Raw genomic sequence first — 14,992 nt, forward strand, 5'->3', positions numbered from 1 at the left:
AGAGGACCGACCATGTCCACCAACCCTTTCGATGACGAGAACGGCACCTTTCTCGTGCTGGTGAACCACGAGGGCCAGTACTCCCTGTGGCCGGAATTCGTCGATGTTCCGGCCGGCTGGGAGGTCGCCCAGCCCCGGGCGAGTCGCGCGGACTCCCTTCGGTACATCGAGGAGAACTGGGTCGACATGCGGCCCAGGAGCCTGATCGAGGCCATGGCGGAAGAGGACAGCAAATAGCCGGCCGACCGTTCGACGCAGACCTGGAGCGCCATATGTCCGACACGGGGCCGCTGTTCCTCTGGAGCGCGCCGCGTTCATTGTCCTCGGCCTTCTGCCGCATGATGATCGAGCGGGGTGACTTCACCGTCTTTCACGAGCCCTTTTCCAGCCTGGTGGTCCTCGGGTACGTGATGATCGACGGCCGGAAGGTGTCCACGACCGATGACCTGGCGGCCGAACTGGAGGCGCTTTCCCGGCGGGGACCGGTCTTCGTCAAGGAGACGACCGAGTACCGCTACGACGCCGTCGACCATCCGACCCTGCTGGCCACCGGCACGCACACCTTCCTCATCCGCTCGCTCGGGGACTCCATCGCCTCGCACTACGCGATGAATCCGGAGGTCCGGTGCGAGGAGATCGGAATGCGGCATCTCTTCGAGATCTTCGAGCGGGTGGAGCAGGCCCGCGGCCGGCCTCCGGTCCTGATCGAGGCGGAGGACCTCGTCCGCGATCCGGGCGAGGCGGTGCGCCGCTACTGCAAGGCAACCGGCATCCCCTTCCTTCCCGAGGCGCTGACCTGGCAGCCGGGTGACCGCGAGGAGTGGTCCCGGACGAGGCGATGGCAGCAGGCCGTCGCGCGCACCAGCGGGTTCGAGCGCCAGGAAAGCCGCCACGCGGTGACGGTCGACAACAACGCGATGCTCGCCGGCTTCTACGCGGAGGAGCTCCCGTACTACGAGCGGCTCAGATCGCACAGCATCACCCGAGTCGCCCGGCCCGAATCCGGGGTGGCGCGGTGACCGGCACGACGCTGACCGGCCTCGGCACGACGCTGACCGGCCGGCGCGTCGACCGGTCGGTTCCGCACGGCCTGCCGGGGCTCGTCCGGGAGGCGGCGACGGCGGGCCCGTCCCGGATCGCACTGGTCGACCAGGACAGGACGATCTCCTACGCGGAACTCGAACGGCTGAGTGACGCCGTCGCCGAGGCCGTCGACGCGATCGGCGGCGAGCCCGGGCGGCCGGTCGCGGTGCGGCTGCCGCGCGGTGCCGACCTGGTCGTGGCGATGCTCGGCGTGCTCAAGTCGGGACGGCCGTACCTGCCGCTCGGCGAGGACCATCCGCCGGAGCGGATCGCCGCGATGGTGGCCGCGGCCGAGCCGGTGGCCTTCATCGGCGACGACGACGGCACCGGCGGCCTGGCTGAGGCCCGGCCCGGTCTCGCCCGGATCGAGCTGCCCCGCTCCGCGGGGACGGTGGAGCGGCCGTTGCCGCCGGTCAATTTCGCCCAGCCCGCGTACGTCATGTTCACCTCCGGGTCGACCGGCCGGCCCAAGGGAGTGCTGCAGCACAGCGGTGGCCTGTGCAACCGGCTGCTCTGGATGCGCGACGCCTACTCCGTCGGCCCGGACGACCGCGTGCTGCAGAAGACCCCGTGCACCTTCGACGTATCGGGCTGGGAGATCTGGCTCCCGCTGATCGTCGGCGCCCGGTGCGTGCTGCTGCCCCCCGGCGCGCACCGGGACCCGGCCGAGATCCGGAGCTGGATCGAGCGCCACCGCGTGACCCTCTGCCACTTCGTTCCTTCGTTGCTCGAGGAGTTCCTGCGCCGGCTGCCCACGGGAGCGTGCCGGTCCCTGCGGCATGTCGTGTGCAGCGGCGAGGCGCTGCCGGAGGCCGTGGCCGCCCGGGCGCACGAGCTGCTTCCGGCGCGTCTGCACAACCTGTACGGGCCGACCGAGGCGGCCATCGACGTGACCGCCTGGGAAGTGCCCAGGGAACCGGCCCGGATGCTCATCGGCGAGCCCATCGACAACGTGGACCTGCACGTGGTGGACGGGGAGCTGTGGATCGGCGGTGACGCCGTCGCGCTCGGTTACGTGAACGCTCCCGAGCTGACCGGGGAGGCGTTCACGGTACGGGACGGCGCGCGGCTCTACCGCACCGGCGACCGGGTCCGGGTCGTCCCCGGCGGCCTGGAGTACCTGGGGCGGCTGGACGACCAGGTGAAGATCCGCGGGGTGCGGATCGAGCCCGCCGAGGTCGAGCGGGTGCTGGAGGCCCATCCGGCGATCCGGCGCGCGGTCGTGGTGAAGCACGGCTCCGCGCTCGCCGCGCTGTTCGTCGCCGCGGCCGACGTGCCCGACCAGGAGCTCCTCCGCGAGTTCGCGGCCAGATCGCTGCCGGCCGGGTTCGTCCCCAGCGTCTTCGTCCCGGCGGACGGGATACCGCTCGGACCGACGGGAAAGGTCGATCGCGCCGCGGCGGCCCGGCTCGTCGCCGACCGGCCGGCCCCGGCACGGCAGGGCACGCCCGAGGGGAGCTGGCGGGCGCTGCTCCCGGCCTGGGCCGAGGCCCTCGACATCCCGGAGAGCGCGGTCGACCCCGACCTCGACTTCCTCAGCGCGGGTGGGCACAGCCTGGCCGCGGCCCGGATCATCGGCGCCGTCCGAGCCGGTTTCGGGGTGCGGCTGCCGTTCGCCACCCTGCTGGACGAGCGGGTGTCGCTGCGGGAACTGGCCGGACGGCTGCCCGGACGCGGCGCCGCGGAGACCGGCGCTCCGGTGCCGCCGGGCGGCGGCCGGGTCCCGATGCCGCCCGGTCTGCGGCGGCTCTGGCTCCTGGAGCGGTTGTACCCGTCGGCGGCGGCCGCCTACAACGTCGTCGACGTCAGCGAGATCGACGAAGATCTCGGACCCGATGCGTTCGCCTCGCTGGTGGACCGGCACGACGTCCTGCGCATGAGCGTCGTGGAGGAGGACGGCGACCCCTACCTCACCTTCGCCGAACCCGGCACGGTCACCGTGCCGTTGGCCGTCGCCGAGGCGGTGTCGCCCGCTGAGCTCGCCGCCGAACCGGTGCCCCGGCAGGCGCCGATGATGCGCGCCTGGCTGGTGCGCGACGGCGGACGGACCCTCCTCGTGCTCGTGCTCAGCCATCTGATCGGCGACCAGAGCACGCTCGACATCCTGCGGGAGGAACTGCTGGCCGGCGCGGACGCCGGTGCCGGCGACCGCCCGGCGCTGACGTTCGAGGAGTACACGCGCCGATCGCTGGCCGCGGTGGACGGGCCCGCCTGGCGGGCGGACCTCGATTTCTGGACCGAACGCCTCGGCGGCGCGCCCGTCCCGCTCGACCTGCCGACGGCACGCCGCCGCCCCGAGGTCCCGAGCTTCCGCTGCCACGAGAGCACCCTGACGATCCCGGCCGAGCGCTGGGCCGGGATCGTGGACGCGGCCGCGCGGTGCGGCGGCACGCCCGCCAATCTCATGCTCGCCTGTTTCGCGGCCCTGCTGCACTCGTGGACGGGGCAGCCGGACGTGCGGATCGGAGTGCCCGCCGACGCCCGGCGTACCCCCGCCGAACAGCGACTGGCCGGCATGCTGGTCGACACGCTGGTGCTGCGCACCAGAACCGATGACGCGACCACCCTGCGCGACCTGGCCGGGCAGGCGCGCACGGAGTACCTGGAGGCGGTCGAGCACTCCTCGGTGTCCTTCGACGCCGTGGTGGAGGCATTGCGGATTCCGGCCGTCCCGGGCCGCAACCCGGTGTTCCAGGCCTGGTTCAACGACCTGAGCCGATCCCGTGGCTCGGACGCGCCGCCGGTCACCGCCGCGCTCTTCGACGTGGGCGTCTACCTCCGCCGGCGCGGTGCCGAACGGACGGTCGCCGTCGTGGTCGCCGCGGACCTGTTCGACGAGGCGTTCGCGGCGGAGTTCGCCACCCAGCTGGGGCTTCTCGTGGATCGGGCGGTGACCGGCCCCGACCGGCCGCTGTCGGAGACCGCCCTTGGCGCCGCCCCGCCCGCCCCGCCCGCGCTCCCTGCCGCCGCGGCCCGCCGATCACTGCCGCGGATCGCGGACGTCCCGACGGACCGCCCGGCCATCGTCGGGCCGGGGACGACGATGACCTACGGGGAACTGGAGGACGCGGTCGACGCGCTGGCCGGGCGGCTGGAAGCGGGCGCCCTGGTGGCCGTGGAGGCCGTCCGCAGCCCGCTGCTCCCGGTGGCGATGCTCGGTGTCCGGCGGGCCGGAGGGACGCTCGCCCTGATCGCCGCCGACGCGCCCGCCGCCTACCGGAACACCTGCCTCGAGACGCTCGGCGCGGCCGTGCGGCTGACCCTGGACGGAGGCGAGATCCACCTTGAGGGCAAGGGCGATGCCGCACCGGACGGGGCGAGCCACGTGCTGTTCACCTCCGGGACGACGGGCGCTCCGCGCGCGGTACGGATCGGCCGCGGGGTGCTGGACCACTGCTTGGCCGAGTACGCGGAGGCGTTCGCCCTCGGCGCGGACGATCGGTTCGCCATGCTCTCCGGCGCCGCCCACGACCCGATCTTCCGGGACGTGCTGCCGGCCCTGGCGCTCGGCGCGTCGGTGCATGTGCCGCCCCCGGATCCGCACCGCGACCCGGGGGCGCTCGCGGATTGGATCGCGGAGCGGGAGATCACCGTCCTGCACGCGACGCCCGCGCTGCTGGGCCTGATCACCGCGACCGGACGCCGGCTCCCCGCGCTCCGGCTGGTGGTGTCCGGCGGCGACATCCTCACGGCCGGTCTCGCGCGGCGGCTGCGGCGGGCCACCGACGCGACCATCGTGAACGCCTACGGCGCCACCGAGACCCCGCAGCTGGCGTCCTGCGCCGTCGTCCCCGGCATCGGCCCGGACTGGCCCGACTCGCGCGAACTGCCGATCGGGACCGGGTTCGGCGGACGGCGGGTCCTCGTCGTCTCCCCGGACGGGCGGCCGCTGGAGAACGGCCGGCGCGGCGAGGTGCTGGTCACCGGTGACGACCTGGCCGACGGCCACGGCACGGCGTACCGGACCGGCGACGTCGGATACCGCTGGACGGACGGCGTCGTGATCACCGGCCGCCTCGACCGCCAGGTGATGGTCGACGGCCACCGGGTGGAACTCGGAAGCGTCGAGCACGCCGCCCGCGGCTTCGCCGGGGTCGACGCGGCCCGGGCCGCCCTCGTCGACACCCCCGCCGGGCGGGTGCTCGCGCTGACCGTGCTCGCCGGTGATCCCGATCTCGGCATGGCGGGCCTGCGGGCCCACCTCCGGACCGTGCTGCCGGGCCCCGCGGTTCCGAGCCGGATCACGCGGGCGGACCTGGCCGGGCTGGAGACCGGGCGCAAGCTCGCGCCCGCACCGCGAGCCGTCCTCGCGCCGGCAGACCCTGCGCGAGCCGACCACATGCCGGCCGACCCTGCGCGAGCCGACCCTGCGAGAGAGCTCGAGCAGATCGTGACGGAGGTGCTCGGTGCGCCGATCCGGCACGACGTCAGCTTCTTCGACGCCGGCCTCACCTCGGTGTCGCTGGTCCGGATCCACGAGGTGATCACCGAACGGTTCGCCGCCGACCTGCCGGTGACCGCGGTCTTCGCCCATCCGACGATCACCGCGCTCGCCGGCCACCTGGGGCGCGGAGCCCGGGGTGCCGCCCCGGCGAGGCACACGGACGGAGATGTGAACATGGACGCGATCGCGGTCGTCGGCCTGGCGGGCCGGTTCCCCGGAGCCTCGGACGTCACCGAGTTCTGGGCCAACCTCGCCGCGGGGCGCAGCGGGGTCACCTGGCAGGACGAGGAGACGCTGCGGGCGCTCGGGGTGCCGGCGCGGACCCTGGCCGACCCGGACTACGTCCGCGCGGTCCCGCTGCTGCCGCACGCCGAGGAGTTCGACGCGGAGCTGTTCGGGCTGACGCCCCGGGAGGCCATGCTGCGCGACCCGCAGCAGCGGGCGTTCCTGGAGACCGTGCACGCGGGGCTGGAGAACGCCGGGTACGCGCCGTTCGCGCCCGACACCAGGGTCGGGGTCTTCGGCGGCGCCGCCGCCAACCGCTACGCCGAGCACCACCTGCTGCACAATCCGGGGCTCGGCCAGCTCGACGGGCTCACCCTGGACACCACCAACAACGGCGACTATGTGGCCACGATCGCCTCCTACCGGCTGGACCTGCGCGGTCCCAGCGTGACCGTGGCGACGGCCTGTTCCACCTCGCTGGTCGCGCTGCACCTGGCCGGCAACGCGCTGCGCGCGGGCGAGTGCGATCTGGCGGTCGCGGGGGCCGCCGAGCTGGAGTTCCCCTACGCGCACGGGTACAAGTGGTACCCCGGCAGCATCTACTCGCGCGACGGGGTGTGCCGGCCGTTCGACGCGGACGCCAACGGGACGATCTTCGGCAGCGGCGTCGGGGTGGTGGTGCTCAAGCGGCTCCGGGACGCCCTCGCCGACGGCGACACCATCCGCGCGATCGTCCTGGGGTCGGCGGTCAACAACGACGGCGCCGACAAGGTGAGCTTCAGCGCGCCGAGCGTGTCGGGCCAGAAGTCCCTGGTCCTCGCGGCGATGAAGGCCGCCGGCGTCCATCCGCGCGACGTCGGGTACATCGAGGCGCACGGCACCGGGACGATGCTGGGCGACCCGATCGAGATCACCGGCCTCGCCGAGGCCTATGCCGAGGCGGGCGGGGCCGCGCCGGGATCGTGCCCGATCGGTTCGGTCAAGTCCAACATCGGGCACCTCGGTCCGGCCGCCGGGGTCGCCGGCCTGATCAAGACGATCCTGGCGATGGAGCACGGCAAGATCCCGGCCAGCATCAACTACCGCCGGCCGAACCCCAGGATCGGCTTCGAGGACACCCCGTTCTACGTCAACGACCAGCTGTCGGACTGGCCGGGCGGTGACCGGCCGCGGATCGCCGGGGTCAGCTCGTTCGGTGTCGGCGGCACCAACGCACATGTGATCATCCAGGAGCCGCCCGCGAGTCCGCCGCGTGCCGCCACCGGCCGGCTCCAGCTGGTGGTCTGGTCGGCGCGCGACCGCGCCCCCCTCGGACCCATGCGGGAACGTCTGGCCGCGTCCTTCGCCGAGCTCCCCGAAGGGGACTTCGAGGACGCCGCGCGCACCCTGCAACGCGGCCGCACGCACCACCGGGTCCGTGCCGCCGTCGTCGCCGCGTCGAGCGCCGAGGCCGCCGCCCTGCTCACCGGCGAGGACCGGAACGTGCTCACCGGCGGCGCCGGCCGGCCGCTGTGCTTCCTGTTCCCCGGCCAGGGAGCGCAGGACGTGCGGATGGCGGCCGGCCTGTACGGCGACGAGGCGCCCGCGTTCAGCGCGACGATGGACGCCTGCCTGGAGACCCTGCGCGAGTGCGATCTCGATCTCCGGCCGGTGTGGCTCGACCGGGACCCGGCGGCCGTCCGGCACACCGCGGCGGCCCAGCCGCTGCTCATGGCCGTGCAGTACGCCATGGCGCAGGAGCTCGGCGCCCGCGGCATCGTCCCGGACGTCGTGCTGGGGCACAGCATCGGCGAGCTGGTCGCCGCCACCATCGCGGGCGTCTTCGACATCAAGGACGCGCTGCACCTGGTCGCGGCCCGCAGCAGGCCGATGGGGGAGATGGCCGGTGGCGCGATGCTCGCCGTCGCGGCCGGCCGGGACGACCTCGACGGCCTGATCGAGGGGCCGCTCGCCATCGCCGCCGTCAACGCGCCGCGGCAGGTCGTGGTGTCCGGGCCGGTGGACGCGGTCGAGTCCCTCGCCCGCAGGTTGGCGGAGGAGGGCACGCCGAGCCAGTTGCTGCGCACCTCGCACGGCTTCCACAGCCCGATGATGGAGCAGGCCGCGCAGCGCTTCGAGAGCGCCTTCGACGCGACGCACCTGCGGCCGCCGCGCATACCGCTGGTCTCGGCCGCCACCGGCGTCGAGCTCACCGACGAGCAGGCCCGCAGCCCCCGGTTCTGGGCGCGGCAGATCGTGGAACCGGTGCTCTTCGGCGCGGCGCTGGACCGGCTGCTCGACCGCGGCCCCCACCTGATGCTGGAGATGGGCCCCGGCCAGACCCTGACGGCGCTGTGCCGGCAGCATCCGGCGGTCGTGCGCGGCGACAGCGCCGTCGTCGGGACCGCCCCGCGGCGGGCGAGCGAGCCCGACGAGCTCCGCCAGTTCCTCACCGCGGTCGGCGCCGTCCATGTCGAAGGCCATGACGTGCGCTGGCCCGACGGCCCGCATCGGCGGTTGCCCCTGCCCGGGTACGCCTATCAGCGCAAGCGTCACTGGGCCGACGCGAGCCCCGCGAAGTCCTCGGCCGAGGCGCCCGCACCGGCGCCCGCCGAACCGGAACCGGCGACGCCGTTCAGCGTGCTGAGCTGGCGGGAGGCCCCGGCCGCCACGGCCGTCCGGGAACGCGGGCGCCGTGCGCTGGCCCTCGTCCCGGCGGACCGGGAACCCCGGCTGGCCGTGCTCGGCGCCCTGCACGCCGGAGGGCACCGGGTCTTCCGGGTGAAGGTGGGCGACGAGCCGCGCATCGGCGAGGAGGAGTTCGTCGTCCGCCGCGGTGAAGCCGGCGATCTGCGCGAGGTCTTCGAGGAGCTCGCGCGCCGGCAGCTGCTTCCCCAGGTGCTGGTGCACGGGCTCGGGATGGCCGCCTGGGAGCCGCCGACGGCGGCGAACTGCGGCGACCAGGTCATGGAGGCCTTCGACAGCCTCGCCGCCCTGGCCCGGATCGGTGCCCGGTATCCGGTGGGCGGCGAGCGCTCGGAGCTCGTCGTGCTCAGCAGCTCGGCCCTGGACGTCACCGGCGGTGAGATCCGCCACCCGGTCAAGAGCATGGCGGTCGGATTCGTGCGATCCCTCGCCGAAGAGGGCGGCCGCGCCGCGTTCGTCGACGTCCTTCCGGGCACCGGGCAGGCGCACCTCGCCGACGAGCTGCTGCGACCGGGGGGCATCGTCGCACTGCGCGGCGCACGGCGGTGGGAGCCGTTCGAGCGTCCCCTCGAACCGGCGGCCGGGACCGAGGCCGTCCGGGACGAGGGGGTGTATCTCGTGACCGGTGGCCTCGGCGGACTCGGCCTCGAGGTCGCGACGGCGCTGGCCCGCACCGGGAAACGTCCCCGGCTGGTGCTGCTGGCGCGCCGCGGCCCCGACGACCTTCCGGCCCGGGCGGGCGCGCTCATCGAGGAGATGCGCGAGCTCGGCGCCGAGGTCAAGACCGTGCGGGCCGACCTCGCGGACGCGCGGCAGGTGCGCCGGGCCCTCGACATCGCCGAGGCGACCTTCGGCCCGGTCAACGGCGTGGTGCACTGCGCCGGCGTGCCCGGCGGCGGTGTGGTCGAGCTCCGCGATCCGGCCGACAGCGCGCGCGTGCTGCGGCCCAAGGTGCTGGGCACCCTGGTGCTGCAGGAGCAGCTGGCGCGGCGCGCCCGCCTGGACTTCTTCGCGGCGTTCTCCAGCCGGTCCGGCACCCACGGCCTGTTCGGCAGCGCCGACTACGCCGCCGCGAACTCCTTCCTCGACGCCCAGATGGCCGCGGGCGCCCTGGCGGGACGCATGGTGAGCATCGGCTGGCCGAGCTGGAGCGAGGTCGGCATGGCGGCCGGTCCGGCGCCCCTGCTGGCGGAGACGCTCAGCGACCGGACCCATTGGACGCTCGACGAGCACCGCATCGACGGGCGCCCGGTCCAGCCGGGGACCGCGCACATCGACATGTTCCTGCGGGCGCTGCGCTCCCGGGGCGAGGGGCCCGGGCTGCGCCTGGACGACATCACCTTCCTCGTACCGCTGATCGCCGATCGGCCGCGCGAGGTCCAGGTCGTCGAGGAGGGCGACCGGCTGGTCATCCGGTCGCGGGAGACGGCGGACGAGGAATGGACCAGCCATGCCATGGCCCGCGCCGTGGCGGCGGAACCGGATGCCGCGAACGCCGCCGACCTGGCCGCGCTGCGCGCCGGAATGGCGGACCCGCCGGTCCGCGCCGAGGACGAGGCCGCGGTGATGGTCCAGGTGGGGCCGCGGTGGCGCAACCGGGGGGAGATCCTGCGCGGACCGGACGCGGACCTCGTCGAGGTGGTGCTGCCGCCGGAGTTCGCGGCCGACCTCGCCGACCATGTGCTTCATCCCGCCCAGCTCGACTGGGCCACGGCCGCGGCCCAGCACCGTCCCGGTACCCGGCACCTGCCCTTCCTCTACGAGTCGCTGGTGGTCCACGGCTCGCTGCCGGAACGGTTCTGGTCCCACCTGCGGTACCGGAGCCGCACCGAGGACGCGATCGTCGCCGACATCGACCTGATCGCCGAGGACGGCACCGTCCTCGTACAGATCACCGCGTTCACGATGCGCCGTGTCGACCGCGCCGCGTTCGCCGCGGCCGCGCCCCCGCCACGTCCGCCGGGTCGCGCGGACGCGCGCGACGGTCTGGCACCGGCGACCGGCACGGAACTGTTCATGCGGCTGCTGCGCGGCCGGACGCCCGAGCACGTCCTGGTGCGTCCCTACCGCGACGGAGAGCCGACGCCGCTCGAGCCCGGCCGCGCGCCGGCCGCCACCGCGCCGGTCGCCGCGCCGGAGACCCTGCCCGCACCGACCACACCGACCCAACCGACCACGCCGGCCGCGCCGCCCGGGCCCGCTGCGGTGCCGCAGCCGCCGCAGGGCGGGGCGTCCGGCATCGCGGACACCCTGCGCGGATTCTGGACGGAGGCGCTGGGCGTGACGGAGATCGGTCCCGACGACGACTTCTTCGAGCTCGGCGGCAACTCGCTCGTCGCGGTCCAGGTCATGACGCGCATCCGCGAGCGGTTCGGGGTCGAGCTCAGTATCGGCCAGTTCTTCGAACATCCCACGATCAAGCTGTTCGCCGGCGCCCTGGAGAGGGGGGACGCGGCATGAGCCCGTTCGCGGAGGATCTGCTGAAGGGCCGCGTCGCGGTGGTCACCGGAGGATCGGCGGGCATCGGGCGCGAGATCGCGGGCGCGATGCTGGAGCACGGCGCGCAGGTGGCGATCGTCTCCCGCCAGCCCGACAACCTCGACGCCGCGGCGAGCCTGCTGGCCGAGCGGACCGGCCGGAGCCCGCTGACGGTTCCCTGCGACATCCGGGACACCGCCGCGGTCGAATCCATGGCCGACCGGGTGCGCGCGGAGTTCGGCACGCCGGACATCGTGGTGAACAACGCCGCCGCGAACTTCCGCATGGACGCCGAACGCATGACGCTGCGCGCCCTGCGGACCGTCGTCGACGTCGATCTGATCGGCACGTTCAACGTGACCAGGGCGCTGATCGGCGGCCTCCTCGACCGGGGCGGCGGGTGCGTGCTGTCGATCGTGGTGCCCGACGCCCCGCGCGGCTTCCCGCACTACTCGCACGCCGGCGCGGCGAAGGCGGGCATCGTGTCGCTGACCGCGAGCTGGAGCCGCGAATGGGGGCCGCGCGGGGTCCGGGTGAACGCGATCGCCCCGGGCCCGGTCGCCACCGAGGGCGCGACGGCCAACGTGTTCGGTGGCGGATCGCTGCTGCCCGAGGTCACCGAGCGGGTCCCGCTCGGCCGGCTCGGCGCGCCCTCCGACATCGCCAACGCGGCGCTCTACCTGTGCTCGGACGCGGCCGCCTGGGTGTCGGGCGTGACGCTCGCGGTCGACGGCGGCCTGGGCACGGCGATCGCGTGACCGGCCATCTGATCCCGCTCGACGACGAGTGGCGGCTGTGGCGGCTGGCCGCGCTCCGGGCGGCGGGAATGCCGTTCGCATGGCTCTCGGCCCCGCTGGCCGAGGTGGCGCGGCAGCCGAAGTTCTTCGAGGCACTGGTGTGGCACAACCCGGCACTCGTCGAGACCTGGCTCGGCGGCTACGTCCAGGCGCTGCGCGCCGGTGACGACCGGCTCACCAGGCGGGCGAAGCGGGAGACCGTCCTGGCCCGCTACGTGCAGCGGTTCTGCGCCAAGAACGACACGGTCGGATTCTTCGGGCCGGTCTCGTGGGCGACGCTGGATCCGTCGGCGGTGGGCGTGAACATCGCGGGCACCGGAGAGATCAGCGGCCGCTCGGTCCATTTCGACGCCTGGGCCGTCGACGAGATCGGGCGGTCCTGGGCGGCCGACCCGGAGGTGGGGCCCCACCTTCCGTTCAGCCTGAACCCCGCAGCGCGCCTCGACGACGGCGACGTACTGCACCTGCCCCACCGGCCCCCGGCCCGATGCTCGGACGTGGACGCCGCGATCCTGCGGGCGGCCGGCCGGGGCGGGCGCGCCGAGACGGTGGCCGCCGTCAGCCGGGCGTGCGGCGCCTCCGTGGACGACGTCCACGACAGGTTCGCGCGGCTGCGGCGGCAGGGCGTCATCCGGGTCGAGCCGCGCGTGCCGCCGGGCTCGGATCCGGAGCGGAGCCTGCGGTCGGTCGTGGAGGCCGTCGCGGACCCGGCCGTGCGCGCCCGCCTGTCCGGCCGGCTGACGCGCCTGGACGAGGAGCGCGGCGCGCTCGCCGCGTCGGCCGGGGACCCCGACGCGGTGCTCGCCGCCCTGCGGCGGCTCACCGCCACGTTCCAGAGCCTGACCGGGCACTCCGGAACGAGGACCAAGCAGGACGCCAAGGCGGGGCGGGCACTGGTCTACCACGACTGCCGCCGCGATCTCGACGTGACCCTGGGCGGTGATCTGCTCGACCTGGCCAGGGAACCGCTCGGCCTGATGCTGCGCAGCGCGCGGTGGCTCTGCTCCGAGGTCGCGGGCGCGGTGGACGAACGGCTGCGCGAGGAGTTCAAGGTGCTGAGCGCGGACCGCACCGAGGTGCCGCTTCTCGACCTACTCTTCGCCGTCGGCGAGGATCTGGCCGGCGGTCCCCGGTCGGTGGTCCACCCGGTCGCCGAGGACTTCCAGATGCGCTGGCAGGAGATCCTCGGCGCGGACGGTCCCGGTCCCCGCAGCCTGCGCGGCACCGACATCCGGCCCATGGTGGAGGCGCTGTTCCCGCGGCGGACGCCCCGCTGGCCCGCCGCTCGCCAGCACAGTCCCGACCTCATGCTGTGCGCACCGCCCGGCGCGCGCCCGTACTGGGTGCTCGGTGAGATCCACCTGGCGCTGAACACGCTGGAGAACCGCGCGCTGGCCAACCACGCGGACGATCGCGCGTGGTTGGGCCGGGCCACCGCGGAGGACTTCGCCGCGGGCAGGTTCGTGCCGGTCTTCCCGCGGTCCTGGCCCGACGTGAGCCCGCGGACCTACCCGCCGTTGGCCTTCTCGGTCCCCGGCAGCTACGTCTACTGGTCGTTCACCGACGACGACGGGGACCCGTCCGGCGCCCACGCGGTTCCGGGGTCCGCCCTCGTCGTCCGCGACGACGGGGACGAGCTGGTGGTGCGTTCGCCCGCCGGCGAATGGCAGGCCCCGGTCCTGGAGGTGCTGGGCGAGTTCCTGTCCATCCTCGTGGTCGACCGGTTCCGGCTCCGGCCGCCGGCACCGCATCTCCCGCGGGTGACCGTCGACGACATGGTCATCTGCCGCGAGACCTGGCACGTGCCCGCCGCGCCGTTGCTGGCGGGGCCGCTGGACGGGGACGAGGGCGGCCGGGCGATGGCGCGGCTCGTGGCCGAGCTCGGCGCGCCCGGGCGGTTCTTCGTGCGGACGCCGGTCGACACCAAGCCGTCCTACGTGGACGCCGATTCCCCGGCGCTGCTGCGCGGCATGGCCCGGGTCGTCCGCAACCTCGCGCGGGCGGAGGAGCCGGCGTGGCTGGAGCTGGTGGAGATGCTTCCGGCCGAACCCGACCTCTGGCTGACCGATCCGGAGGGCAACAGGTTCACCAGCGAGCTGCGCCTGGTGGCGGTGGACCGGACGAACCTTCAGCGAGAGGCAGGGCGATAGATGGTCTTCTCACCAGCGGCCCCGGTGATGCCGTTCGGCATCGAGTACCGCGACGACCGGATCGGCGCCGAAGAACGCGCCCGCCTGATGGCCGATCCCGGGTTCGGGCGGGTCCTGACCGAGCACATGGTGACGATCCGATGGACGGCTGAGCGCGGCTGGCACGGCGGCCGGGTCGGGCCGTACGGCGGTCTGAGCCTCGACCCGGCGACGATCGGCCTGCATTACGGGCAGATCGTCTTCGAGGGCCTGAAGGCCTATGCGCAGCCGAACGGCGAGGTGGGGGTCTTCCGCCCGGACGCCGCGGCGGAGCGGTTGCGGCAGTCCGCGCGGCGCCTGGCGATGCCCGAACTGCCGGAGCGGCTCTTCGTCCAGGCCATCGAGGAACTGGTGAGGGCCGACCGCGAGTGGGTTCCCGAGGAGGTCGGGAAGAGCCTCTACCTGCGGCCCGTCGTGCTGGCCACCGAGGCCGACCTCGGTCTCCACCCGGCGCGGGAGTACCTCTTCCTGCTGATCGCCTTCGTGACCGACAGGTTCTTCTCCGGGCCGGTACGGCCGCTGTCGGTGTGGCTCTGCGAGGACTACAGCAGGGCCGCACCCGGCGGTACCGGCATGGCGAAATGCCCGGGGAACTACGCGGCGAGCCTGCTCGCGCAGCAGCAGGCGCATGAACGCGGCTGCGACCAGGTCATCTGGCTGGACGCGGCCAGGCGGGAATGGGTCGAGGAAATGGGCGGCATGAACATCTTCTTCGTCATGGACCGCCCCGGAAAGCCGGAACTGGTCACGCCGGAACTGGGCGACACCATTCTGCCCGGAATCACCCGCGACTCCCTGCTGGTCATGGCCCGCGACCGGGGATACACGACGACCGAACGGCCCTTCAGCGTCGCGGAATGGCGGGCGGCATGCGCCGACGGAACCATGCTCGAGGCGTTCGCCTGCGGAACGGCCGCCGTTGTCGCGCCGATCGGCACGGTCCAGTCCGAGGCGGGGGACTGGACCGTCGGAAACGGAGGTCCCGGACCGTTGACGCTGGGCCTGCGAGAGGCACTCGTCGACATTCATCACGGCATCGCGCCGGATTCACACGGCTGGATTCATTCGATCCGATGACAAGGAGACCCGGT

Annotated in this window: 6 protein-coding genes; all 6 read left to right on the top strand. The window is 73.9% G+C overall.

The features are described from left to right. The first annotated feature begins 12 nt into the window (after positions 1–12). From ACA514_RS28315 to ACA514_RS28340, 6 genes are read left to right on the top strand one after another with little or no spacing between them, the layout of a single operon-like run. Positions 13–237, top strand: a complete 225-nt coding sequence (locus tag ACA514_RS28315; RefSeq protein WP_375044285.1) for an MbtH family protein — start codon at positions 13–15, stop codon at positions 235–237. Positions 238–272: 35 nt separating this feature from the next. Then, positions 273–1,019 carry a sulfotransferase family protein gene (locus tag ACA514_RS28320; RefSeq protein WP_375044286.1) on the top strand — a complete coding sequence of 249 codons (747 nt, stop codon included), beginning with the start codon at positions 273–275 and terminating at the stop codon, positions 1,017–1,019. After that, the gene (locus ACA514_RS28325) at positions 1,016–10,897 is read left to right on the top strand and encodes an amino acid adenylation domain-containing protein (protein WP_375044287.1); all 9,882 of its coding nucleotides are present in this window, start codon (positions 1,016–1,018) and stop codon (positions 10,895–10,897) included. The genes ACA514_RS28320 and ACA514_RS28325 overlap by 4 nt, the downstream gene beginning before the upstream one ends. After that, entirely contained in the window at positions 10,894–11,673 is a 780-nt protein-coding gene (locus tag ACA514_RS28330) for an SDR family oxidoreductase (protein WP_375044288.1), read from the top strand. The genes ACA514_RS28325 and ACA514_RS28330 overlap by 4 nt, the downstream gene beginning before the upstream one ends. Continuing rightward, complete coding sequence (locus ACA514_RS28335; RefSeq protein ID WP_375044289.1) at positions 11,670–13,862, top strand: lantibiotic dehydratase; 2,193 nt, start codon at positions 11,670–11,672, stop codon at positions 13,860–13,862. The genes ACA514_RS28330 and ACA514_RS28335 overlap by 4 nt, the downstream gene beginning before the upstream one ends. Further along, positions 13,863–14,978: a branched-chain amino acid aminotransferase gene (locus ACA514_RS28340; protein WP_375044290.1), complete on the top strand. Its 1,116-nt coding sequence runs from the start codon at positions 13,863–13,865 to the stop codon at positions 14,976–14,978. It begins immediately after the preceding gene. Positions 14,979–14,992 lie beyond the last annotated feature (14 nt).

The sequence above is a fragment of the Actinomadura sp. NTSP31 genome (genome assembly GCF_041951385.1).
In the GTDB taxonomy this organism is placed as follows: domain Bacteria; phylum Actinomycetota; class Actinomycetes; order Streptosporangiales; family Streptosporangiaceae; genus Spirillospora; species Spirillospora napierensis.

Bases quoted from the DNA above. Each gene is read 5' to 3' on its own strand.
- ACA514_RS28340 (WP_375044290.1), top strand. From the start codon at position 13,863: ATGGTCTTCTCACCAGCGGCCCCGGTGATGCCGTTCGGCATCGAGTAC.
- ACA514_RS28320 (WP_375044286.1), top strand. From the start codon at position 273: ATGTCCGACACGGGGCCGCTGTTCCTCTGGAGCGCGCCGCGTTCATTG.
- ACA514_RS28315 (WP_375044285.1), top strand. From the start codon at position 13: ATGTCCACCAACCCTTTCGATGACGAGAACGGCACCTTTCTCGTGCTG.
- ACA514_RS28330 (WP_375044288.1), top strand. From the start codon at position 10,894: ATGAGCCCGTTCGCGGAGGATCTGCTGAAGGGCCGCGTCGCGGTGGTC.